Source organism: Streptomyces sp. NPDC031445, from assembly GCF_055581365.1.
This window is the reverse complement of the sequence record NZ_JBVIJO010000004.1, coordinates 111,374-130,849: the sequence shown is the minus strand read 5'-3', so window position 1 is coordinate 130,849 and position 19,476 is coordinate 111,374. Positions and strand designations below refer to the sequence as shown.

At 72.8% G+C, this 19,476-nt stretch carries 22 protein-coding genes and 3 tRNA genes; 8 read left to right on the top strand and 17 right to left on the bottom strand.

Going from position 1 to position 19,476, the window contains the following annotated elements; translation table 11 throughout:
* Positions 1–55 precede the first annotated feature (55 nt).
* Entirely contained in the window at positions 56–1,096 is a 1,041-nt protein-coding gene (locus ACZ5DC_RS13330) for an adenosine deaminase (protein ID WP_468652281.1), read from the top strand.
* A 410-nt stretch (positions 1,097–1,506) separates the two neighbouring features.
* Here the strand turns inward: ACZ5DC_RS13330 and ACZ5DC_RS13325 are convergent, their stop codons facing one another.
* Positions 1,507–2,130, bottom strand: a complete 624-nt coding sequence (locus tag ACZ5DC_RS13325) for a TetR/AcrR family transcriptional regulator (protein WP_366748549.1) — start codon at positions 2,128–2,130, stop codon at positions 1,507–1,509.
* A 111-nt stretch (positions 2,131–2,241) separates the two neighbouring features.
* Between ACZ5DC_RS13325 and ACZ5DC_RS13320 the strand changes: the two genes are divergently transcribed.
* Entirely contained in the window at positions 2,242–2,874 is a 633-nt protein-coding gene (locus tag ACZ5DC_RS13320; protein WP_468652278.1) for an NAD(P)-dependent oxidoreductase, read from the top strand.
* A gap of 38 nt (positions 2,875–2,912) precedes the next feature.
* Here ACZ5DC_RS13320 and ACZ5DC_RS13315 read toward each other — a convergent pair whose 3' ends face one another.
* The 9 genes from ACZ5DC_RS13315 to ACZ5DC_RS13275 form a co-directional block, all read right to left on the bottom strand.
* Positions 2,913–3,968, bottom strand: coding sequence for a UDP-N-acetylmuramate dehydrogenase (locus ACZ5DC_RS13315; RefSeq protein ID WP_468652276.1), 1,056 nt, complete (start codon positions 3,966–3,968; stop codon positions 2,913–2,915).
* 402 nt (positions 3,969–4,370) lie between these two features.
* Positions 4,371–4,751, bottom strand: coding sequence for a DUF3291 domain-containing protein (locus ACZ5DC_RS13310; protein ID WP_468652274.1), 381 nt, complete (start codon positions 4,749–4,751; stop codon positions 4,371–4,373).
* A gap of 28 nt (positions 4,752–4,779) precedes the next feature.
* A complete protein-coding gene (locus ACZ5DC_RS13305) occupies positions 4,780–6,231 on the bottom strand; it encodes an MFS transporter (protein WP_468652272.1) in 1,452 nt (483 codons plus the stop codon).
* Between the two features lie 97 nt (positions 6,232–6,328).
* The gene (locus ACZ5DC_RS13300) at positions 6,329–6,898 is read right to left on the bottom strand and encodes a TetR/AcrR family transcriptional regulator (protein WP_468652270.1); all 570 of its coding nucleotides are present in this window, start codon (positions 6,896–6,898) and stop codon (positions 6,329–6,331) included.
* A 121-nt stretch (positions 6,899–7,019) separates the two neighbouring features.
* A complete protein-coding gene (locus tag ACZ5DC_RS13295) occupies positions 7,020–7,448 on the bottom strand; it encodes a MaoC family dehydratase (protein WP_171153717.1) in 429 nt (142 codons plus the stop codon).
* Positions 7,449–7,455: 7 nt separating this feature from the next.
* The gene (locus ACZ5DC_RS13290; RefSeq protein WP_171153719.1) at positions 7,456–7,908 is read right to left on the bottom strand and encodes a MaoC family dehydratase N-terminal domain-containing protein; all 453 of its coding nucleotides are present in this window, start codon (positions 7,906–7,908) and stop codon (positions 7,456–7,458) included.
* Positions 7,909–8,078: 170 nt separating this feature from the next.
* Positions 8,079–8,243: a 50S ribosomal protein L33 gene (gene rpmG / locus ACZ5DC_RS13285; protein ID WP_003948671.1), complete on the bottom strand. Its 165-nt coding sequence runs from the start codon at positions 8,241–8,243 to the stop codon at positions 8,079–8,081.
* 90 nt (positions 8,244–8,333) lie between these two features.
* Positions 8,334–8,406, bottom strand: a tRNA-Met gene (locus tag ACZ5DC_RS13280).
* 46 nt (positions 8,407–8,452) lie between these two features.
* Positions 8,453–8,525: transfer RNA gene (locus ACZ5DC_RS13275), tRNA-Thr, on the bottom strand.
* Positions 8,526–8,840: 315 nt separating this feature from the next.
* Between ACZ5DC_RS13275 and ACZ5DC_RS13270 the strand changes: the two genes are divergently transcribed.
* The gene (locus tag ACZ5DC_RS13270; protein WP_468652267.1) at positions 8,841–10,106 is read left to right on the top strand and encodes an amidohydrolase family protein; all 1,266 of its coding nucleotides are present in this window, start codon (positions 8,841–8,843) and stop codon (positions 10,104–10,106) included.
* Between the two features lie 147 nt (positions 10,107–10,253).
* Positions 10,254–10,910, top strand: coding sequence for an NAD(P)H-binding protein (locus ACZ5DC_RS13265; RefSeq protein WP_366748542.1), 657 nt, complete (start codon positions 10,254–10,256; stop codon positions 10,908–10,910).
* Positions 10,911–11,025: 115 nt separating this feature from the next.
* Here ACZ5DC_RS13265 and ACZ5DC_RS13260 read toward each other — a convergent pair whose 3' ends face one another.
* The 4 genes from ACZ5DC_RS13260 to ACZ5DC_RS13245 all read right to left on the bottom strand — a co-directional run bounded on the left by ACZ5DC_RS13260 (position 11,026) and on the right by ACZ5DC_RS13245 (position 12,136).
* Positions 11,026–11,238 (bottom strand): hypothetical protein, encoded by a 213-nt coding sequence (locus tag ACZ5DC_RS13260; protein WP_366748541.1) that lies wholly within the window; start codon positions 11,236–11,238, stop codon positions 11,026–11,028.
* A 62-nt stretch (positions 11,239–11,300) separates the two neighbouring features.
* The gene (locus tag ACZ5DC_RS13255) at positions 11,301–11,525 is read right to left on the bottom strand and encodes a hypothetical protein (RefSeq protein ID WP_468652265.1); all 225 of its coding nucleotides are present in this window, start codon (positions 11,523–11,525) and stop codon (positions 11,301–11,303) included.
* A 44-nt stretch (positions 11,526–11,569) separates the two neighbouring features.
* The gene (locus ACZ5DC_RS13250; RefSeq protein WP_468652263.1) at positions 11,570–11,926 is read right to left on the bottom strand and encodes a DUF6233 domain-containing protein; all 357 of its coding nucleotides are present in this window, start codon (positions 11,924–11,926) and stop codon (positions 11,570–11,572) included.
* A gap of 128 nt (positions 11,927–12,054) precedes the next feature.
* Positions 12,055–12,136: transfer RNA gene (locus ACZ5DC_RS13245), tRNA-Tyr, on the bottom strand.
* 233 nt (positions 12,137–12,369) lie between these two features.
* On the opposite strand from ACZ5DC_RS13245, the gene ACZ5DC_RS13240 reads away from it, so the two are divergent.
* Complete coding sequence (locus tag ACZ5DC_RS13240; protein WP_356147287.1) at positions 12,370–12,858, top strand: YajQ family cyclic di-GMP-binding protein; 489 nt, start codon at positions 12,370–12,372, stop codon at positions 12,856–12,858.
* Positions 12,859–12,973: 115 nt separating this feature from the next.
* Here ACZ5DC_RS13240 and ACZ5DC_RS13235 read toward each other — a convergent pair whose 3' ends face one another.
* Positions 12,974–13,240 carry a GlsB/YeaQ/YmgE family stress response membrane protein gene (locus ACZ5DC_RS13235; protein WP_361466213.1) on the bottom strand — a complete coding sequence of 89 codons (267 nt, stop codon included), beginning with the start codon at positions 13,238–13,240 and terminating at the stop codon, positions 12,974–12,976.
* Between the two features lie 158 nt (positions 13,241–13,398).
* Between ACZ5DC_RS13235 and ACZ5DC_RS13230 the strand changes: the two genes are divergently transcribed.
* Positions 13,399–14,652 carry an APC family permease gene (locus tag ACZ5DC_RS13230; RefSeq protein WP_468652260.1) on the top strand — a complete coding sequence of 418 codons (1,254 nt, stop codon included), beginning with the start codon at positions 13,399–13,401 and terminating at the stop codon, positions 14,650–14,652.
* A gap of 133 nt (positions 14,653–14,785) precedes the next feature.
* Entirely contained in the window at positions 14,786–15,187 is a 402-nt protein-coding gene (locus tag ACZ5DC_RS13225) for a YccF domain-containing protein (protein ID WP_468652258.1), read from the top strand.
* 386 nt (positions 15,188–15,573) lie between these two features.
* On the opposite strand, the gene ACZ5DC_RS13220 is transcribed toward ACZ5DC_RS13225, so the two are convergent.
* Positions 15,574–16,041, bottom strand: a complete 468-nt coding sequence (locus ACZ5DC_RS13220; RefSeq protein WP_468652256.1) for a hypothetical protein — start codon at positions 16,039–16,041, stop codon at positions 15,574–15,576.
* 315 nt (positions 16,042–16,356) lie between these two features.
* On the opposite strand from ACZ5DC_RS13220, the gene ACZ5DC_RS13215 reads away from it, so the two are divergent.
* Positions 16,357–18,888, top strand: coding sequence for an ATP-binding protein (locus tag ACZ5DC_RS13215; RefSeq protein ID WP_468652254.1), 2,532 nt, complete (start codon positions 16,357–16,359; stop codon positions 18,886–18,888).
* Between the two features lie 23 nt (positions 18,889–18,911).
* Here the strand turns inward: ACZ5DC_RS13215 and ACZ5DC_RS13210 are convergent, their stop codons facing one another.
* Positions 18,912–19,367, bottom strand: coding sequence for a hypothetical protein (locus tag ACZ5DC_RS13210; RefSeq protein ID WP_468652252.1), 456 nt, complete (start codon positions 19,365–19,367; stop codon positions 18,912–18,914).
* Between the last annotated feature and the right edge of the window lie 109 nt (positions 19,368–19,476).

The window sequence follows — 19,476 nt, the reverse complement described above, 5'->3', positions numbered from 1 at the left end:
CCACGTGAGGGGAAACGGCTACCGGGACAGCGGGGACATACGGCAGGATCTGGGAATGGAGCGTGTACGTGATCTCTCTGAGCTGCCGAAAGCCCATCTGCACCTGCACTTCACCGGCTCGATGCGGCCGGGCACCGTCCTGGAACTCGCCGACAAGTACGGTGTCCGCCTGCCCGACGCGCTGACGGAGGCGCTGACCAGCGGGGAACCGCCGAGACTGCGGGCCACGGACGAGCGGGGCTGGTTCCGTTTCCAGCGGCTGTACGACGCCGCGCGCTCTTGCCTGCGCGAGCCGGAGGACATCCAGCGCCTGGTCCGGGAGGCCGCCGAGGAGGACCTGCGGGACGGCTCGGGCTGGCTGGAGATCCAGGTGGACCCGACGTCGTACGCGCCCCGGCTGGGCGGTCTGATCCCGGCCCTGGAGATCATCCTGGACGCGGTGGACACGACCTCGCGGGAGACCGGGCTCGGCATGCGGGTGCTGGTGGCCGCGAACCGGATGAAGCACCCGCTGGACGCGCGCACCCTGGCCCGGCTGGCGGTGCGCTACGCGGACCGGGGCGTGGTCGGCTTCGGGCTCTCCAACGACGAGCGGCGGGGCATGGCGCGGGACTTCGACCGGGCCTTCCACATCGCGCGCGAGGGCGGTCTGCTGTCGGCCCCGCACGGCGGCGAGCTGGCCGGCCCGGCGTCGGTCCGGGACTGCCTGGACGACCTGGACGCCACGCGGATCGGGCACGGGGTGCGGGCGGCGGAGAACCCCCGGCTGCTGAAGCGGCTGGCCGACCGGGGCGTGACCTGCGAGGTGTGCCCGGCGTCGAACGTGGCGCTCGGCGTGTACGAGAAGGCGGAGGACGTGCCGCTGCGCACGCTCTTCGAGGCGGGCGTCCCGATGGCGCTGGGCGCCGACGACCCGCTGCTGTTCGGGTCCCGGCTGGCCGCCCAGTACGAGATCGCCCGCCACTCCCACGGCTTCACGGACGCGGAACTGGCGGAGCTGGCCCGGCAGTCGGTGCGCGGTTCGGCCGCCCCGGAGGAGGTCAGGAAGCGGCTGCTGGCCGGCGTGGACGACTGGCTGGCGCGCCCGGCGGCCTGAGGCGGGCGTACGGCGGACAGGGCTTGAAGCAGACCGTCATCTCGGCGGGGTGCCCGCCGCCGGGCGGATCGGCCAGGGGCGGGAACGATCCCAGGTATGCCATGCGCTCCTCGCGGACGCGGTCCTGGCGAAGACCTCCCGGTGACCGAAGACGAAGGAAGAGGAAGAGGGCACGCGCGCGCGTGGCGTGCCGCGGTGCGGGCCTCGTCGGTGCGGACGGTCAGCGGGGTGCCCTGCCGCAGCCGGCGGCGCAGGCCGGGGCTTTCGTGGACGAGGAGCAGGCCGACCGGTTCGCCGGCGCCCTGGTCGGGCGGGACGCCGTCGCGCAGCGGCACGTGGACGATCGTGTGCGGGGAGCGGACGGCGAAGGCGAACAGCCCGGCGAGCCGGTCGAGCGGTGCCTCATGACGTCAGGGCCGCGGGTCGCCCGGCGCGTCCGCGACGGAGATTCCGCCCGCCAGGGTGCGGGCGATGCGGGTGGCGAACTCGTCCACGGGAGGGCGGGCGCCGGTCTCGGTGGCGTCGTAGGCGAACGCGCGCTGGGCGCAGGCGCCGAGGAGGAGGGAGGCGGCGGCGTAGGTGTCGGCGTCGGCACGGACCCGGCCGGCCGCCTGCTCGGCGCGGAGGTAGGCGTCCAGGCCCTGGATGGGCAGGTGCGGGCCGGAGCCGATCGCGCGCAGCGCCTCGTCGTGGCGGCGCTTGAGCTGGGTCTCGGCGTAGAGGGAGGCGGCGATCGGGAAGCTCTGCTCGTAGAAGAGGGCGGCCTGGCGGGCGATCTCGGTGAGGTTCCCGGCGAGCGTGCCCCGGCCCGGTTCGGCGGCGAGGCCGCCGAGCAGCGGGGTGAGGCGGGGCAGGCGCTCGGTGAGGACCCGTACGAACAGCTCCTCCTTGCTGTCGAAGTACTTGTAGAGGGCCGCTTCGGAGCAGCCGGCCGCGCGGGCGATCTCCTTGGTGGTGGCGCGGGCGAGTCCGACGGTGAGCATCAGCTCGTGCGCCGCGTCGAGGATGCGGACACGCGCCGGCTTCGTCTCCATGGGGCTCCGATCAGGACTTGACGAGTGGGTGAGTGCCTACCCACCCTAGAGGCCACAAGGGTGAGTGAACACTTACCAACCAGTCGGCGGACCAGGGAGCCGGACGTCACCATGAAGCTCACTGTCTTCGGCGCCACGGGAGGGATCGGCCGGGAACTGGTCCGCCAGGCCCTGGCCGCCGGTCACGAGGTCACCGCCGTGGTACGGGACCCGGCCCGGCTCGCCGTCACCGGCGACCGTCTGGAGGTCGTGCGCAGCGGCCTGAGCGGCTCCGAGGAGCTGCGGCCCGCCGTACGGGGCCGCGACGCCGTGCTGTCGGGCCTGGGCGCGCGCAGCCGCAAGGACGCCGGGGTGGCCACCCGGCTGACCCGTACGGTGCTGGACGCCATGGAGGCGGAGGGGGTGCGCCGGCTGCTGGTGGTGAGCGCCGCGCCGGTCGGCCCGGCTCCGGCGCACGACGGCCCCCTGGACCGAGGGGTGCGGCGCCTGGTGTCGGCGGTCCTCAAGGACGTCTACGCCGACCTGCGGGCGATGGAGGCGGAGTTGGCCCGCAGCGGCACGGACTGGACGTCCGTACGGCCGCCCCGGCTCCAGGACAAGCCGCTGACCGGCCGCTACCGCACCGTCGTCGGCGGCTTCCCGCCCCGGGGACGCTTCATCGGGCGCGCGGACGTCGCGCACGCCATGCTTGCGATGATCGACGCCGGGGAGACCCTGAAGCAGGGGGTCGGGGTGGCCTACTGAGCGGCGCGGCCCGCCACCGACGGCTCCCGGAACCGCTCCTAGACGCTGACGCCGACGGTCACCGGCTCGTTGACGAGGGTGACGCCGAACGCCTCACGGACGCCGGCGATCACCTCGCGGGCCAGGGCGAGCAGGTCCTCCGTGGTGGCACCGCCCCGGTTGGTGAGCGCGAGGGTGTGCTTGGTGGAGATGCGGGCGGGGCCGCTGCCGTACCCCTTGGTGAAGCCCGCCTTGTCGATCAGCCAGGCCGCGGACGTCTTCGTACGGCCCTCCCCCGCCGGGTAGGCGGGCGGCTCGACGCCCTCGCCCAGCCGTGCGCGCACGCGCGCGTGGAACGCGGCGAACTGCTCGTCGCTGAGGATCGGGTTGGTGAAGAAGGAACCGGCCGACCAGGTGTCGTGGTCCTCGGGGTCGAGGACCATGCCCTTGCCGGCGCGCAGCTTCAGCACGGCCTCCCGGGCGTCGGCCAGCGGCACCCGGTCCCCCGGCTCCACACCGAGCGCACGGGCGGCCTCGGCGTACCTGACCGGCGCGGACAGCCCGCCCGCGTCCTCCAGCTCGAAGCGGACCCGGAGCACGACGTAGCGCTCGGGGTCGTCCTTGAAGCGGCTGTGGCGGTAGGAGAAGGCGCACTCCTCGTTCGTCAGCGCGACGGTCTCGCCGGCCCGCCGGTCGTAGGCGATCACCTCGGTGATCGTCGAGGAGACCTCCTGGCCGTAGGCGCCCACGTTCTGGATCGGCGTGGCGCCCGCGGATCCGGGGATGCCGGCCAGGCACTCGATCCCGGCGAGCCCGGCCTCCACGGTGCGGGCGACGGCGTCGGTCCACACCTCGCCGGCCGCCAGCTCCAAGCTGGTGCCGCGCAGCTCGACCCCGCGCGTGGCGATGCGCAGCGCGGTGCCGTCGAAGCCCTTGTCGCCGATGACCAGGTTCGATCCGCCGCCGATGACCAGCAGCGGGGTGCCGCTGTCGTCCGCCTCGCGGACGGCGGCGATCACCTCGGCGTCGGTGGCGGCGGTCACCAGCCGCGTCGCGGGACCACCCAGCCGGAAGGTGGTCAGCGGGGCAAGGGGGGCGTCGTGGAGTACCTGCACGGCCCCAAGACTACGAGACGGTCCGACGGCGGCCACGCCGACCGACAGCAGACCGCCGACGGACCCGGACCCGCCTGCACCACCGGCCTGCCGACCCGGTGCCGACCGGCGCTCACGACAGCGCGCTGCCGGACGGTGCCCTGCCGCTTCCCCTCCCACGCGGCACACGCACCCGTCCCCCACGCCCGGCGGCGCACGCACGCGCGTGCCTCCCCCGCGGCGCCACCAGGCTGCCCACGCGGCACGCACAGCAGCGCGCTCCCGGACCGCACCCTGCCCACCACCGGGCACGCACCCGTTCCCCCCGCCCCCGAAAACACACGCACGCGTCGACCTCCCCCGCGGGCCACAGGTCCACGCGCGCGTGCGGTGCTGTCCTTGCCTGTCCTGCACAGGCAACGGCTACGTCAGTCGCCGTGTCGCCTCCTCCCAGCTCACCGGGAGGCCGTCGGCGGAGGTCTGCCAGGTGGTGAACCGGACGTCGCGCATCTGGTCCGCCAGGGCGCGGGACGTCGGCCGGTGGGCTCCGGAGCGGGCGAACTCCCGGAGCGCGGCGGCCGACTCCCGGGCAGACAGGGTCCAGAAGGTCCGCCGCAGGGGCCGGGCCCTGAGGGCGGCCCCGTAGGCGCCCGGTGCGCGGCCGGCCTGCCGCCAGACGGCGGGTGTGCGGACGAGGAAGCGGAGGGCGCCCCACAGGGTGCGGGTCTCGAAGCGCGAGGCGGAGACGTGCGCCTCGGCGCCGGCGGGCGGCGGGTGGGGCACGGTCCAGGGAAGCGTGGGCATCGCGGGCTCCTCGCGCGGTGGCGGCGGGTCAGCGGGAGGCGGTCTCGAGGACCGGCGCGGGCGCCTCCCCGGCCGCGGGGACGGCACCGCGGCGCCCGGGGATCACCAGGGCCGCGACCGCGGCGAGGGCGACCACCGCCGAGCCGGTGACCAGGGCCGGCCGCAGACCGTCGACGAAGCTCTGCGCGGACTCGTAGCCGCCCCGCGCGGAGAAGATCGACGACATCACCGCGATGCCGAGCGCGCCGCCCACCTCGCGCAGCGCGTTGTTGGCGCCGGAGGCGATCCCCTGCTCCTGCGGGCGCACACTGGCCATGACCAGGCTGGCGGCCGGCGCGAAGTACAGGGCCATGCCGACTCCGCTGATGACGAGGCCGGGCAGCTGGGCGCCGTAGGAGACGTCCGTGGTGACGACCCAGGCCATGTAGCCGAGCCCGGCGGCCTGGAGGAACAGGCCCGCGGCGACGACCGGCCGGCCGCCGATCCGGTCGGACAGGAGCCCCGCGACGGGCGCGACGAGCATCGGCATGCCGGTCCACGGCAGCATCCTCAGTCCCGCCTCGGTGGGCGAGTAGCCGAGGACGCCCTGCATGTACTGGCTGAGCAGGAAGATGGAGCCGAACATGCCGACGAACATCAGCAGGCTGGCGGCGTTGATCCCGGAGAAGGCCCGGGAGCGGAACAGCCGCGTGGGCAGCATCGGGTGCGCCGCGCGGGAGCTGTAGCCGACGAAGCCCGCGAGCAACGCCCCGCCCGCGCCGAGCGCGGTCAGCACCACGGAGTCGGTCCAGCCGTCGGCGGGCCCGCGGACCAGGCCGTAGACGATCCCGAAGAGCCCGCCGCTGGCGAGGAGCGTGCCGGGGACGTCGAGGCGGGCGCCGGTGCCGTGGGACTCGGCGAGGCGCAGCCGGGCGAGCGGCAGCGCGGCGAGGCCCAGCGGGACGTTCAGCCAGAAGATCCAGTGCCAGGAGACGTGCTCGGTGAGGCTGCCTCCGATCAGCGGCCCGGAGGCGACGGCGAGGCCGTTGACGGCGCCCCAGATGCCGTACACCGTCCCGCGCCGGGCCGCGGGCACGGCCGCCGTGAGCAGGGTCAGCGTGAGCGGCATCATCACGGCCGCGCCGACGCCCTGGACCGCGCGGGCGGCGATCAGGGAGTCGATGCCGGGGGCCATGGCCGCGGCGGCGGACGCGCCGGTGAAGACGGCGAGTCCGGCGATGAACATCCTCCGGCGTCCGAAGCGGTCGCCGAGCGCGGCGCCGAACATCAGCAGGACGGCGAAGGTGAGCGTGTACGCGCTCACCGTCCACTCCAGGTCGTCCAGCGCCCCGCCGAGGTCCTCGCGGATGGAGGGCAGGGCGGTGGTGACGACGAGGTTGTCCAGGGACGCCATGAACCCGGCGACGCTCGTGATGACGAGGGCCCATATCACGCTCGCGCGTGACGGTTCGGTGACGGGTGGTGCTGTCTGCTGTGCCATCGTCCCCCCTGGGGATCGTAGTTAGTTATTGCTGACTAACTTTTGTGGGCATGGGTGTGCGCATGCTCGTGCCCGCCGAGACGACAGGGCCAGGTCCCTACGCCTCCAGGCGACCCGTGAGCCGGGCCGAGGGATAGAGCCCCTCCCACACCCGGTGCTCGGGCGGAAAACCCATGGCCACCAGGCAGTTGATGAGCATCCCGTGGGCCAGGAAGGCGGTCGTCTCGTCGACGTCCGCGCCGAGCGCCAGCCGCACGGTGTCCCACAGCCGCATCCAGCCGGCCCGTACGCTCTCGCCGAACTCCCGGTCGCCCTCCTGCTCGGCGGCGGCCACGGCGATGTACATCTGCATCTGCATCATCAGCCACTCGGGCCGCTCCGCGATGACCTTGGTGTACGCGTTGGCCATGGCGTGCAGGGCCTCTTCGCCCCGCAGCCCCTCCGACGCCCGCCCGAAGGTCCGGATGGTGTCCTCCACGCAGCGTTCGGCCGCAGCGAGGAAGATCGCCTTCTTGCCCGGGAAGAGCCGGAAGAGGTACGGCTGGGAGACGCCGACCCGCTTGGCGATGGCCTCCGTGGAGGTGCCGTGGTACCCGCCGCGTGCGAACTCGGCGGTCGCCGCGCGGATGACGCTCTCGCGTCGCTCCTCTGCGCTCATCCTTGCCATGCCACGAAGTTAGTGCTCAATCACTAACTCCGTCAAGGGTGTGCGGAGCCGTGCGGGAGGACGGCGTGCGCGAGGGGCGCCCCCCGAAGGAGGACGCCCCTCTCACGCGGCACGCGGGCCGTCAGGCGAGCCGTACGACCGCCCGGGACATGCCCAGCACCTTCTGACCGGCGCTCATCGCCGTCAGGTCCACCCGCACGGTGTTGTCGTCCAGCTTGGCCGCGACCTTGGCGCTGACCTCGATCAGGGCGCCGTGGTCGTCGTTCGGGACGACGACGGGCTTGGTGAAGCGGACGCCGTACTCCACGACCGCGCCCGGGTCGCCGGTCCAGTCGGTGACCACGCGGATCGCCTCGGCCATGGTGAACATGCCGTGCGCGATGACGTCCGGCAGGCCCACCTCCTTGGCGAACTTCTCGTTCCAGTGGATCGGGTTGAAGTCCCCGGAGGCGCCCGCGTAGCGCACGAGCGTGGCGCGGGTCACGGGGAACGTCTGCGCCGGCAGCTCGGTGCCGACCTCGACCTCGTCGTAGGCGATCTTCGCCGTCATCGGGTCCTCACGCCTCCTCGGCCGCGCGGGCCACGAGCTTGGTCCAGGCGGTCACGACGTGCTCGCCGGCCTCGTCGTGCACCTCACCGCGGATGTCCAGGATGTCGTTGCCCGCGAGGGACTTGATCGCCTCGATCGTGGAGGTGACCGTGAGCCGGTCGCCGGCGCGCACCGGGCGGGCGTAGGCGAACTTCTGGTCGCCGTGCACCACGCGGCTGTAGTCGAGCCCCAGCTGGGGATCCTCGACGACCTGGCCCGCCGCGCGGAAGGTGATGGAGAACACGAAGGTCGGCGGGGCGATCACGTCGGAGTGACCGAACGCCTTGGCGGCCTCGGGGTCCGTGTACACCGGGTTGGTCTCGCCCACCGCCTCGGCGAACTCCCGGATCTTCTCCCGGCCCACCTCGTAGGGCGCGGTGGGCGGGTAGGTCCGTCCCACGAAGGACTGGTCGAGCGCCATGGCCCGGCACCTCCTGATGTCTGCTGTGCTGGCCCCAAATTAGCCGGAAACCCGCCGCGGGACGCGCACGGAGGCGGCGCGGCGGGCGGGTACGGCGGGCTGGGTGCCGAGCCGGGGAAACGCCGTGAGGCCGCCCCCTCGGAAGGGGACGGCCTCACGGTCGAGCCTGATTATCGCGTTTCGCGGTGCGCGGTGTGCGCGTTGCAACGCGGGCAGTGCTTCTTCATCTCAAGACGGTCCGGGTTGTTACGCCGGTTCTTCTTGGTGATGTAGTTCCGCTCCTTGCACTCCACGCAGGCCAGCGTGATCTTCGGGCGGACGTCGGTGGCAGCCACGTGAGTGCTCCTATGACGAACGGGTGGACTTGTTCAACGCAAGAAAGAGTAGCCGATCGAAGGACCGACCCCGCAATCGGCTACTGTCAGTAGCGGTGACCGGACTTGAACCGGTGACACAGCGATTATGAGCCGCTTGCTCTACCGACTGAGCTACACCGCTTTGATGAGATCAGCCCCCGCCTCGCGGCGGGAACCTCTCACACCAGAGCCCCAAAACGGAATCGAACCGTTGACCTTCTCCTTACCATGGAGACGCTCTGCCGACTGAGCTATTGGGGCGAGCGATGAAGACATTACACGGTCCGCAGCCGTTCACCCAAATCCGTATCCCGCCGCCCGGCGGAACCCTCCCCGCGGCGAACTCGGCGGCCCCTCGGGCCCCTGGAGACGCGGCGCGATCACCGATCGCCCGCGCGCGTGGGCGGTCCGTGTGACGTCCGGGGCGGACCACGCCGGTACGACTATTGCGCTCCTCCGCGTCCCGCGCGGCTCGTCGTCCTAGGCTCGACTCACTCTGCGTGATCTTGGGGCGGTGGACGGCCCCGATTCCCCCACGCCGGCCCGCCCGCCCCCCGGCCCCCCACCTGGAGCGCGATGCCCGACAGCCAGCCGCAGCCGCAACCGCCGTCGAACCCGTCGGGGTCCTCCGGGCCCTCCGACCAGGCCGCGCTCCTGCTCTGCGGGGCACGCCTCACCGACGGCCGGACGGTGGACGTGCGGCTGGGCGGCGGGCGCATCGAGGCCGTGGGCACCACCGGCAGTCTCGCGCCGGGCCCGGCCCGCACCAGCGCCACGCGCGTGGACCTGAGCGGCTACCTGCTCCTGCCGGCGCCGGCCGAACCGCACGCCCACGGCGACACGGCCCTGTCCGCCGAACAGTCCGGCCCCGCGTCGTACGCCCCCGAGGACGTCCAGCGCCGGGCCACGGAGGCGGCCCTGCTCCAGCTCGGGCACGGGGCGACAGCGGTACGCGCGCACGTGCGCGTGGGCGACGTCCAGGGGCTCGGCGCGCTGGGCGCGGTCCTCCAGGCGCGCCGGTCGCTGCGCGGGCTGGCGGAACTGACGGCGGTGGCGATGCCCCGGCTGCTGACCGGGGTGGCCGGGGCCGACGGGCTCGCGATGCTGCGGGACGCGGTGAAGATGGGCGCCGGTGTGGTGGGCGGCTGCCCGGACCTGGACCCCGATCCCACGGGCTACGTGGAGACGGTCCTGGAGGTGGCCTCCGAACACGGCTGCCCCGTGGACCTGCACACGGACGCCGCCGACCCGGCCCGGCTCTCCCGGCTCGCGGCGATGGCGGGGGGCCTGCGCCCCGGCGTGACGATCGGACCGTGCGCCGGTCTCGCGCGCCTGCCCAGCAATGCCGCTTCCCGCGTGGCCGACCAGCTCGCGGCGGCCGGGGTGACGGTCGTGTGCCTGCCCCAGGGCGGCTGCGGCGGCGCCGACCGGCGGGGCACCGCGCCGGTACGGCTGCTGCGTGCGGCCGGGGTGCGGGTGGCGGCCGGCAGCGGTGCCCTGCGGGACGTCTCCAACCCCGTCGGCCGCGGCGACCCGCTGGAGGCCGCCTACCTCCTCGCCTCCGCCCACGGCCTGCGCCCCGAGGACGCCTACGACGCGGTGTGCGCCTCGGCACGCGCGGTGCTGGGCCTGCCGGAGGTCCGGGTGGAAGCGGGGTTCCCGGCCGAACTGCTGGCCGTACGCGGCGACCACCTCCCCGGCGCGCTGTCCCTCGCCTACAGCCGGATCGTCGTCCACCGCGGCCGGGTCGTGGCCCGCACGAGCGCGGTCCGCGAGTACTGCAACTCAGCGGTCACAGCGGAACTGGGTCTGCCGCGACAGGGGCGAGGGGAACTGTCCTGAGTGGGCGGCGGCGCGGGTGGGTGCGGGAGCCGTCCGGGGGCCGCGCGGCCCCACACGACGGCACCGCCTGACCACGCTCGTGGTGCTCCGGAACGCGGCGGTCGACTCGTGCGGCGGATGCCGCTCGCCGGGCGTACGGTCGGTTCCATGCGCATTGTCATCGCTGGTGGTCATGGTCAGATCGCGCTGCGGCTGGAGCGTGTGCTCTCCGCGCGCGGGGACGAGGTGGCGGGCATCATCCGCAGAGCAGAGCAGGGCGACGATCTGCGCGCGGCCGGCGCCGAACCGGTCCTGCTCGACCTCGAGTCCGCCTCGGTGGAGGAGGTCGCGGCGCACCTCCAGGGCGCGGACGCGGCGGTGTTCGCGGCCGGCGCGGGCCCGGGCAGCGGCGCGGCCCGCAAGGACACGGTGGACAGGGGCGCGGCGGTGCTGTTCGCGGACGCGGCCGTACGCGCGCGCGTGCGCCGCTTCGTGGTGGTGTCGTCGATGGGAGCGGATCCCGCGCACCGGGGGGACGACGTCTTCGACGTGTACCTGCGTGCCAAGGGCGAGGCCGACGCCTACGTCACCCGGCAGGAGGCGCTGGACTGGACGATCCTGCGCCCGGGCGCGCTGACGGACGACGCGGGCACCGGCCTGGTCCGGCTGGAGGCGCACACGGGGCGCGGCTCGATCCCCCGGGACGACGTGGCGACCGTCCTCGCGGAACTGGTGGACACGCCGGCGACGTCCGGTCTCACGCTGGAGCTGATCAGCGGTTCGACGCCGGTGTCGGTGGCGGTGAAGTCGGTGGCCGGGAACTGAGCGGGGCCGCCGGCCGTTGAGCTGTCGGGCCTGCCTCGGCCCTCCTCGCCCTCCCCGCCCGCGTCCTGACGAGCCGTGGGAACCCCGCCCCGCCTGCCGCCGGCCCGTCAGGCCCTCAGAACAGCGGCAGCTGCCCGGGAAAGTCCGGCACGGCGTACCCGTCCAAGGACGGCTGCGCCGCCCCGAGTTGCGCCGGCTGTCGCGACCCGGCGCAGGAGACGAGTTCCCCGTTCTCCCGCGCCCCGGGCGGGTCGTGCCGTGCGAAGCGGCCCGCGACGACGGCGATGTCGCGGTGGCACACGGGGCAGGTTCTGCGTCGGGAGGACATGCCGTCAGTGTGCCCGAGCGGGCGGTCGGCGTACCTCTCCCCCGGCGGCGACGGCGGTGTGATCAGGTCCGGGTCTCCGCCTCCCACCGCTCGGGGCCCATTCCGCGCCAGTCGATCAGCGGCGAGTCGGCCACCTCCTCCGGCTCGATCTCCAGCCCCGCCCGGCGCAGGAACTCCACCAGGTCCCGCACGTTGTGCGCGAGGCCGAGGATCTCGCCGTCCACCCGGACCCGGCGACCGCCGGTCGGGGACGGCAGGTGCACGATGATGGGTCGTTTCCCGGCCATGGCTCCAGCATCATCCGGACCGGCTGGGCCCGCACCCGGGCCGGTCATTCGAGAATCCCCAGCGCGGTGTCCGGCCGGCACAGCGGGCACGCGGGGACTCCTTCCTCGGTGAGGGCCCGTACCGCCTGCTCCCGGCCGACGCCCTTGGCCCGCCCGCCGCCGGCGCCCGTACAGCCGCCGACGTGGACGTACACCGCGCTTCGGCCGTTGAGACCGCGCTCGACGGCCCACTCCGCGACGGCCCGCCGGGCGCCGGCACGGCGCTGCCGTCCGGCCTCCCGGCGTTCCTCGTCGGCGATCCACCGGTCCATCAGCGCGAGCTGCCTGGCGGCCTGGTGTTCGACGACGCGGCGGGCGAAGCGCAGCATGTCGAGACGCGTCAGCGGACGGTCCTCGTTCACACGTTCGATTCTACTGAGGTGCGGGGCCGGGGCGCGACAGCGGTACCCCGACCCGCCGACACGGCGCTCCAGACAACGACGAAGGCCCCGTGACCTGCTTTCGCAGATCACGGGGCCTCGCTCCCGTGTGGCGGCGCCAGGATTCGAACCTGGGAAGGCTGAGCCGGCAGATTTACAGTCTGCTCCCTTTGGCCGCTCGGGCACACCGCCGGGTAGTGCTGCCGCTTCGAACCCGCTTTCGGCGGGGCTCCCCGGCAACGACGTAAACAATACCCGATGCCCGGGGGTGCTTCGCCACCCGGTTGATCTCCGCCCGGCGGAGCACGGGGTGGCTAGGCTGGTGCGGATGCGGACCGGCACTCCACCGGGCCCGGCGGAGGCCGCCGCGCACGCCGGCACGCACCCGATACGCACCCGCACCCCGATACAAGGAGCCACAGGACATGGCCGACTCCAGTTTCGACATCGTCTCGAAGGTCGAGCGGCAGGAGGTCGACAACGCCCTCAACCAGGCCGCCAAGGAGATCTCGCAGCGCTACGACTTCAAGGGCGTGGGGGCCTCGATCTCGTGGTCCGGTGAGAAGATCCTCATGGAGGCGAACTCCGAGGACCGGGTGAAGGCTGTCCTCGACGTCTTCCAGTCGAAGCTCATCAAGCGCGGTATCTCGCTGAAGGCCCTGGAAGCGGGCGAGCCGCAGCTCTCCGGCAAGGAGTACAAGATCTTCGCGTCGATCCAGGAGGGCATCTCCCAGGAGAACGCCAAGAAGGTGGCGAAGATCATCCGCGACGAGGGCCCCAAGGGCGTCAAGGCCCAGGTCCAGGGCGACGAGCTGCGCGTCAGCTCCAAGAGCCGCGACGACCTCCAGGCCGTCATCGCCCTCCTGAAGGGCAAGGACTTCGACTTCGCCCTGCAGTTCGTCAACTACCGGTAGGAACCACCGCCACAGAGAACGAAGGGTGGGCATCCCGCGCCCCGCGGCGCGGAACCGCGCGGTGCGGTGCCCACCCTCTCGTCCGCCGTACCCCGCGTGCCTCCGCGCCGCGCGCTCAGTCGCGTGAGTTGCCGAACAGGATCCGGTAGACGATCAGCAGCACCAGGGAGCCGCCGATGGCGGCGGCCCAGGTGGCACCGTCGTAGAAGTGCTTGCTGACGGGGTGGTCCAGCCAGCGGGCCGATATCCAGCCGCCGATGAACGCGCCCGCGATGCCGATGAGGGTCGTACCGATGAAGCCGCCGGGGTCGCGTCCCGGCAGGAGGACCTTGGCGATGGCTCCGGCCAGCAGTCCGAGGATGATCCAACCGATGATGCTCATGCCGTGAACCTGCCCTTCCGCGCTGTGTCCGCACCGTCGGTTCCCTGGGAGTTCCGGCTCCCGGACCCGCTGCGCGTCGTGCGCGTGTTCGTGCCGTGTCGATGAAGAGGACGTCACGGGGCCACCCGCCGGTTGCCGCGATCAGTAGGGTGCGGCCCATGACACGGACCGATGCCCGGCTCCGCCGGACCCTGGGCGTGCGGGACGCCGTCGTCGTCGGACTCGGCTCGATGATCGGCGCCGGCGTCTTCTCGGCCCTCGGGCCGGCCGCGCGGGCGGCCGGGTCGGGGCTGCTGCCGGGTCTCGCCCTCGCCGCGGTCGTGGCCTACTGCAACGCCATGTCCTCTGCCCGGCTCGCCGCCCGTTACCCGGCTTCCGGCGGCACGTACGTGTACGGCAGGGAGCGGCTGGGTCCCTTCTGGGGATACCTGGCCGGCTGGGCCTTCGTGGTCGGCAAGACGGCCTCCTGCGCGGCCATGGCGCTGACCGTGGGTGCGTACGTGTGGCCGGGGCAGGCGCACACGGTGGCGGTCGCGGCGGTGGTGGCCCTGACCGCGGTCGATTACGGCGGGATCCAGAAGTCCGCGTGGCTGACGCGGGCGGTCGTCGCCGCCGTCCTGGCCGTGCTGGCGGCCGTGGTCGTGGTGTGCCTGACCTCCCCACGGGCCGGCGCGGGACGGCTGGACATCGGCCTGTCGACGGGTGCCGGCGGGGTGCTCCAGGCGGCCGGACTGCTGTTCTTCGCGTTCGCCGGGTACGCGCGGATCGCCACCCTCGGAGAGGAGGTGCGCGATCCGGCGCGCACGATCCCACGGGCGGTCCCGCTGGCCCTGGGCATCACGCTGGCGGTGTACGCGTGCGTGGCCGTCGCCGTGCTCGCCGTGCTCGGCGCGGGCCGGCTCGGGCAGGCGGCGGCGCCGCTGGCCGACGCGGTCCGGGTGGCCGGGGCGCCGGGACTCGTGCCCGTGGTGCGGGCCGGAGCCGCGGTGGCCGCGCTGGGCTCGCTGCTCGCCCTGATCCTCGGCGTCTCGCGTACGACGCTCGCCATGGCCCGGGACGGGCACCTGCCGGGCGCGCTGGCGGCCGTGCACCCGCGCTTCCGGGTGCCGCACCGGGCGGAACTGGCCGTGGGCGCGGTGGTCGCCGTCCTGGCCGCGACGGTCGACGTGCGCGGCGCGATCGGCTTCTCGTCCTTCGGTGTGCTGGTCTACTACGCCGTCGCCAACGCCTCGGCCTGGACGCTGGGCGCGCCTCCGCGCTCGCGCGTGGTGCCCGCGGTGGGCCTGCTGGGCTGCGCCACGCTGGCGTTCGCGCTGCCCGCGGTCTCGATCGCCGTGGGCGCCGGCGTCCTCGCGATGGGCGTGGCGGTCTACTGCGTACAACGATGGCGGCCGGGACGGCACCCGGAGTGACGTACGGGCGTACGCCCGCGTGCGCCTCACCGCGCGCTTCGCTCAAGAGCGGTCCACTTCCTCCTGAGCGCGTGATCCGCCGATACTGGGCGTAGCAGGCACGCCGACCGAGCTGCCTGGAGAGGTACCGGTCATGAAGGTGTTCAACCTGCTGCTCAACATCCTGTGGCTCGTCTTCTGCGGGCTGTGGATGGCGATCGGTTACCTGATCGCCGCCCTCATCTGCTTCGTCCTGATCATCACGATCCCGTTCGGCATCGCGTCGCTGCGCATCGCCGGGTTCGTCCTCTGGCCCTTCGGCCGTACCACCGTGCGGCAGCCCGGCGCCGGGGCGCCGTCGTTCGTCGGCAACGTCATCTGGATCGTCTTCGCGGGCTGGTGGCTGGCGTTGGCCCACCTGATCACGAGCATCCCGCTGTTCCTCTCGATCGTCGGAATTCCCTTCGGCTGGGCCAACCTCAAGCTCATTCCGCTCTCGCTCATGCCGCTGGGACAGGAGGTCGTACCCACGGATCAGGCGTTCGGCGGGCGCTGAACTCAGCCCGCCGTATCACTCGGGCGGACTCCGTTCAGGCTGTCCACGAGCAGCGCGGGCGGCGGATGCGGAGGCTCGGGAACCTGGACCAGGAAAGGCACGTACACCACTTCGCCGTGCCTGAACTCCGCCTTCCAGGAATTCCGGTAGCACACGACATCGTCCGGGTGGGCCCGCGTCGCATAGCACCGAGTCGTCGACTTCGCGGGTGAGCCGCTCGCTCCACGCGCCTCACCTGTCGCGGCACCCCATGCGCCCAGCGTGATGCAGCAGGTCATCGCCACCGCGAGATCGCCTGCACGTGAGGCCGCTCGCCGTATTCTCATCAGCCCGTGGCAGTACGGCGGCCAGGAGGCTTCGGGCACCCGGCCGCCGGACTCTCAAGTTCAGCCGTTGTTGTTGTTATTGTTGTTGTTCCCCCCACCGCCGTTATTGTTGTTATTGTTGTTGTTGTTCCCGCCACCGCCGTTATTGTTATTATTGTTGTTGTTGTTCCCACCTCCGCCGTTGTTATTGTTGTTATTGTTGTTGTTCCCACCCCTGCCGCCGTTGTTGTTGTTGTTATTGTTGTTGTTTCCGCCCCTGCCGCCGTTGTTGTTGTTATTGTTGTTGTTGTTTCCGCCTCCGCCGTTGTTGTTGTTGTTATTGTTGTTGTTCCCGCCCCTGCCGCCGTTGTTATTGTTGTTGTTATTGTTGTTGTTGTGGTGGTGTCCGCCGTGGTCGCTCGGTGCCATCGCGTGGATTCCGGTGGGTGCCGGGGCGGCGAAGGCGCTCGACGGTGCCAGGGCGCCTCCTGCGGCCAGAGCTGCCGATGCGGCTATCAGGGCCGCGCGCTTGGCGTACTTCTTCGCCATGATGTTTCCCTTCCGTGGGCATGGACGTCCCGGATCGCAGTCCATTTCGGGGGTGAACTCTCCAGCCAGCGTGCCCAGCCGTGGACGGCGGGCGCATCGGGTGAGCGCCCCAAGTTCCACCCGGCACACCCCACTTCCGACCCCGGCACACCCCAGGTGCCGCCCGGCAGCCCACCACAACGCTCCACCAGCGCGGGACTCTTGATCGGTCTGGATCTTTTGCGCGGCTCCCGGCGCGGGGGGAAACTGCTGGTGATGGACCTTCTAGAGCGAGAGGCCGTGCTACAGGACCTCGCCGGTCACCTGAAGGCAGCCGTGAGCGGCCCTGGACGCCTGGCCCTTGTCCGCGGCGAGGCCGGCATCGGTAAGACCGCCGTCGTCCACCGCCTGGCCCAGCTGGCCGACCCCCACGTCCGCGTCGTGATCGGCGCCTGCGACCCGCTCGCCACACCGCGGCCCCTGGGCCCCCTGCTGGACCTGGCACCGCGCCTGGGCCGGGAGGTGCGCACCGCCCTGACGGACACGCTGACCGGCACCGGCCGTTCCGACGAGGTCTACGACTGTCTGCTCGCCGACCTGAGCGCGTACCCCAGCCTGCTGGTCGTCGAGGACGTCCACTGGGCCGACGAGGCCACGATGGACCTGCTGCGGTACCTGGCCCGGCGCCTGCCGGGCGTTCCGGCGCTGGTGCTGGCCACGTACCGTGACGACGAGATCGGCCGCACCCACGGCCTGACCGCCCTCCTCGGCACCCTCGCCGGCTATCCGTGGGTGTACCGGCACGATCTCGCCCCCCTGAGCCGCGAGGCCGTCGCCCGGCTGGCCACAGGGCGCACCGTGGACGCCGAGCAGCTGTACCGCCTCTCGGCCGGCAACCCGTTCCTGGTCGCCGAGATCCTGGCCGCGCCCGCCGAACCCGTTCCCGCCACGGTGCGCGAGGCCGTCGCTGGCCGCCTGGCGGACCTGTCGGGCCCGGCGCGCAAGGTGGTCGACGTCCTGGCCGTCCTGGGCACCCGGGTCCCGCTGCCCCTGCTGGACGGCCTCCTGCCGGCCCCCGAGGAGGCCCTGGACGAGGCCGCGGCCCGCGGAATCGTGCGGACGCACGGGCAGGTGACGGAGTTCCGCCACGAGCTGACCCGGCTGGCGGTGCGGGAGGCCGTGCCGGCCGCCTACCGCCTGCGGGTCCACCGGCAGGTGCTGGCGGCGATGCGGTCCGGGCCGGTCTCCGCGGAGGACCTGCCGCTGCTCGCGGATCACGCCGACGGCGCCGGGGACCCCGCCGCCGTGTTGGAGTACGCGCCCGCGGCGGCCGTCCGTGCCGCCGCGCACGGCGCGCACCGGGAGGCCGCCGCCCAGTACGCCCGTGCCCTGCGGCACGCCGACCGCCTGCCGCCCGAGCGACGGATCTCCCTGCTGGAAGGCCACTCCCAGGCGTGTCTGCTGTCCAGCCAGCTGGACGAGGGGATCACTTCGCGCCGTACGGCGGTGTGGCTGCGCCGTGCGCTCGGCGACCGGTTGCGCGAAGGGGACGACCTGCGCTGGCTGTCCTGCTGGTTGTGGCCGGCCGGCCGGGCCGCCGAGGCCAGGCGGACCGGCCTGGACGCGGTGCGGGTGCTCGAAGGGCTCCCACCGGGCCGCGAGTTGGCGAGGGCCTACCTGAACCTCTGCCAACTGGCCTGTTACGGGCACGAGGGCGCGGCGGTGGTCGCCGCCCACGCCGAGAAGGCGATCACGCTGGGCGAGCGCTCCGGCGATCCGGGAGTCCTCGTCCAGGCACGCTTCCATGCCGCGGCGGCGCGCGTGCTGGGCGAGGGGCGCGGCTGGGAGGACTGCGAGCGGGCGGTGTCCGACGCGGAGGCGCGGGACCTGTCGCCCGACACGGGCCTCATGACGCTCGTCCTGTGCTGGCTGGCCGCGTTGCGGCGGGACACCGCCCGCTCGGCCGCCGCCGGGGGGCGGGCCGAGGCCTACTGCCTCGATCGCGGCCTGCCGGCCTACCTGCTGTGCGCGAGGGCCTGGGGCAGTTGGGGGCTGCTCCACCGGGGCCTGTGGCCACAGGCCGCCGATGCCGCGGAGAAGGTCCTGTCCCACCCGGGCTCGCCGCCGGTCGCCCGGGCCCTCGCGCTGACCGCGCTGGGCCTGGTGCGGGCCCGCCAGGGCAGGCCCGAGGTGTGGCCGGCGCTGGCACAGGCGGCGGGCCTGGTCGATGAGGGCTGCCTGCTGGACACGGGCCTGGGGTGGGAGGCCCGGGTCGAGGCGGCCTGGCTGGCAGGTGATCAGGAGCAGGTCCAGGCCGAGGGCCGGCGCGGTCTGGCCGCGCTCGGGGAGCGCACCCATCCCTGGCTGTCCGGTCCCCTGGCCTGCTGGATCCGCCGTGCCGGAGGAGAGCCTCCGCGGGTCCCGGCGGCCGGACCGTACGCGCTGGAACTGGCGGGCGACTGGGCCGGCGCCGCGGCCCGGTGGGACGGGCTCGGCTGCCCGTACGACGCCGCGCTGGCCCGTCTGTCCGGTGACGCGCCCGCGCTGCGCCAGGCGCTGGCCGCCTTCGAGGCCCTCGGCGCCCGGCCGGCCGTGGCTCGCGCCCGCTCCCTGATGCGGGCCCGCGGTGTCCGCCCGGTCCGGCGGGGCCCGCGGCCGGCCACCCGGGCCAATCCGTACCGGCTCACCAACCGGGAGATGGACGTCCTGAAACTGCTGGACGAGGGCCTCTCGGACGCCGAGATCGCCGTCCGCCTCTACATCAGCCCGAAGACCGCGGGGCACCACGTGGGCGCCGTACTGACCAAGCTCAACGTCCACACCCGGCACGAAGCCGCCCGCAAGCTCCACCACCCCGGGCGCGAATAGGGCTTCGCGGCGGATTCGTCATCTCAACTGAATTTGCAGTTGAGGTTCTGGCTGCCGGTGAAGGTGTTGTTTCCGTGGGCGGCCTGTCCCGTCGGGTTGCAGATCTGAAGGAGCGGCGGGACGCCGAGGAGCGAGAGAAGTCCTCCGCCGCCTTGCGTCTGGGGCCCGGCGAGGATGTTGTTGTTGTTGGTGTTGTTATTCGTGTTCCGGTCCCCGTTGTTGTTGTTATTGTTGTTGTTGTTCACCCCGCCGGCATTGTTGTTGTTATTGTTGTTGGTATTGTTTTTCGTGGTGGTGTTCGTGGTGCTCTGCGTGTCGGCGCCCCCCTGCGCCCCGCGGTAGGGGGCCTGGAGCAGCGACGTGACGCCCAGGCGGGACAGGAGTCCCGGGTCGCCGTGAGCCTGTGCGCCGCCGGCACTGAGGAGCACCACCGTGATCGCGGCGGTACTGATCGTGGCGAACCGCTTGGTGAACTTCACTCGGCCAACCTTTCGTCGTCCCTGGTGCCGCATTACCAGAGCACAGGATGGCGAGGGCGGGCCTCGGACAATCCCCAGGCGCGCGGTGACGCCCGCGTTTTCCCCCGGA

Coding starts and splice junctions, on each gene's coding strand:
- ACZ5DC_RS13240 (WP_356147287.1), top strand. CDS start 12,370: ATGGCCGACTCCAGTTTCGACATCGTCTCGAAGGTCGAGCGGCAGGAG.
- ACZ5DC_RS13330 (WP_468652281.1), top strand. CDS start 56: ATGGAGCGTGTACGTGATCTCTCTGAGCTGCCGAAAGCCCATCTGCAC.
- ACZ5DC_RS13260 (WP_366748541.1), bottom strand. CDS start 11,238: ATGTCCTCCCGACGCAGAACCTGCCCCGTGTGCCACCGCGACATCGCC.
- ACZ5DC_RS13320 (WP_468652278.1), top strand. CDS start 2,242: ATGAAGCTCACTGTCTTCGGCGCCACGGGAGGGATCGGCCGGGAACTG.
- ACZ5DC_RS13220 (WP_468652256.1), bottom strand. CDS start 16,041: ATGGCGAAGAAGTACGCCAAGCGCGCGGCCCTGATAGCCGCATCGGCA.
- ACZ5DC_RS13235 (WP_361466213.1), bottom strand. CDS start 13,240: ATGAGCATCATCGGTTGGATCATCCTCGGACTGCTGGCCGGAGCCATC.
- ACZ5DC_RS13265 (WP_366748542.1), top strand. CDS start 10,254: ATGCGCATTGTCATCGCTGGTGGTCATGGTCAGATCGCGCTGCGGCTG.
- ACZ5DC_RS13325 (WP_366748549.1), bottom strand. CDS start 2,130: ATGGAGACGAAGCCGGCGCGTGTCCGCATCCTCGACGCGGCGCACGAG.
- ACZ5DC_RS13310 (WP_468652274.1), bottom strand. CDS start 4,751: ATGCCCACGCTTCCCTGGACCGTGCCCCACCCGCCGCCCGCCGGCGCC.
- ACZ5DC_RS13290 (WP_171153719.1), bottom strand. CDS start 7,908: ATGGCGCTCGACCAGTCCTTCGTGGGACGGACCTACCCGCCCACCGCG.
- ACZ5DC_RS13230 (WP_468652260.1), top strand. CDS start 13,399: ATGACACGGACCGATGCCCGGCTCCGCCGGACCCTGGGCGTGCGGGAC.
- ACZ5DC_RS13270 (WP_468652267.1), top strand. CDS start 8,841: ATGCCCGACAGCCAGCCGCAGCCGCAACCGCCGTCGAACCCGTCGGGG.
- ACZ5DC_RS13305 (WP_468652272.1), bottom strand. CDS start 6,231: ATGGCACAGCAGACAGCACCACCCGTCACCGAACCGTCACGCGCGAGC.
- ACZ5DC_RS13255 (WP_468652265.1), bottom strand. CDS start 11,525: ATGGCCGGGAAACGACCCATCATCGTGCACCTGCCGTCCCCGACCGGC.
- ACZ5DC_RS13295 (WP_171153717.1), bottom strand. CDS start 7,448: ATGACGGCGAAGATCGCCTACGACGAGGTCGAGGTCGGCACCGAGCTG.
- ACZ5DC_RS13300 (WP_468652270.1), bottom strand. CDS start 6,898: ATGGCAAGGATGAGCGCAGAGGAGCGACGCGAGAGCGTCATCCGCGCG.
- ACZ5DC_RS13225 (WP_468652258.1), top strand. CDS start 14,786: ATGAAGGTGTTCAACCTGCTGCTCAACATCCTGTGGCTCGTCTTCTGC.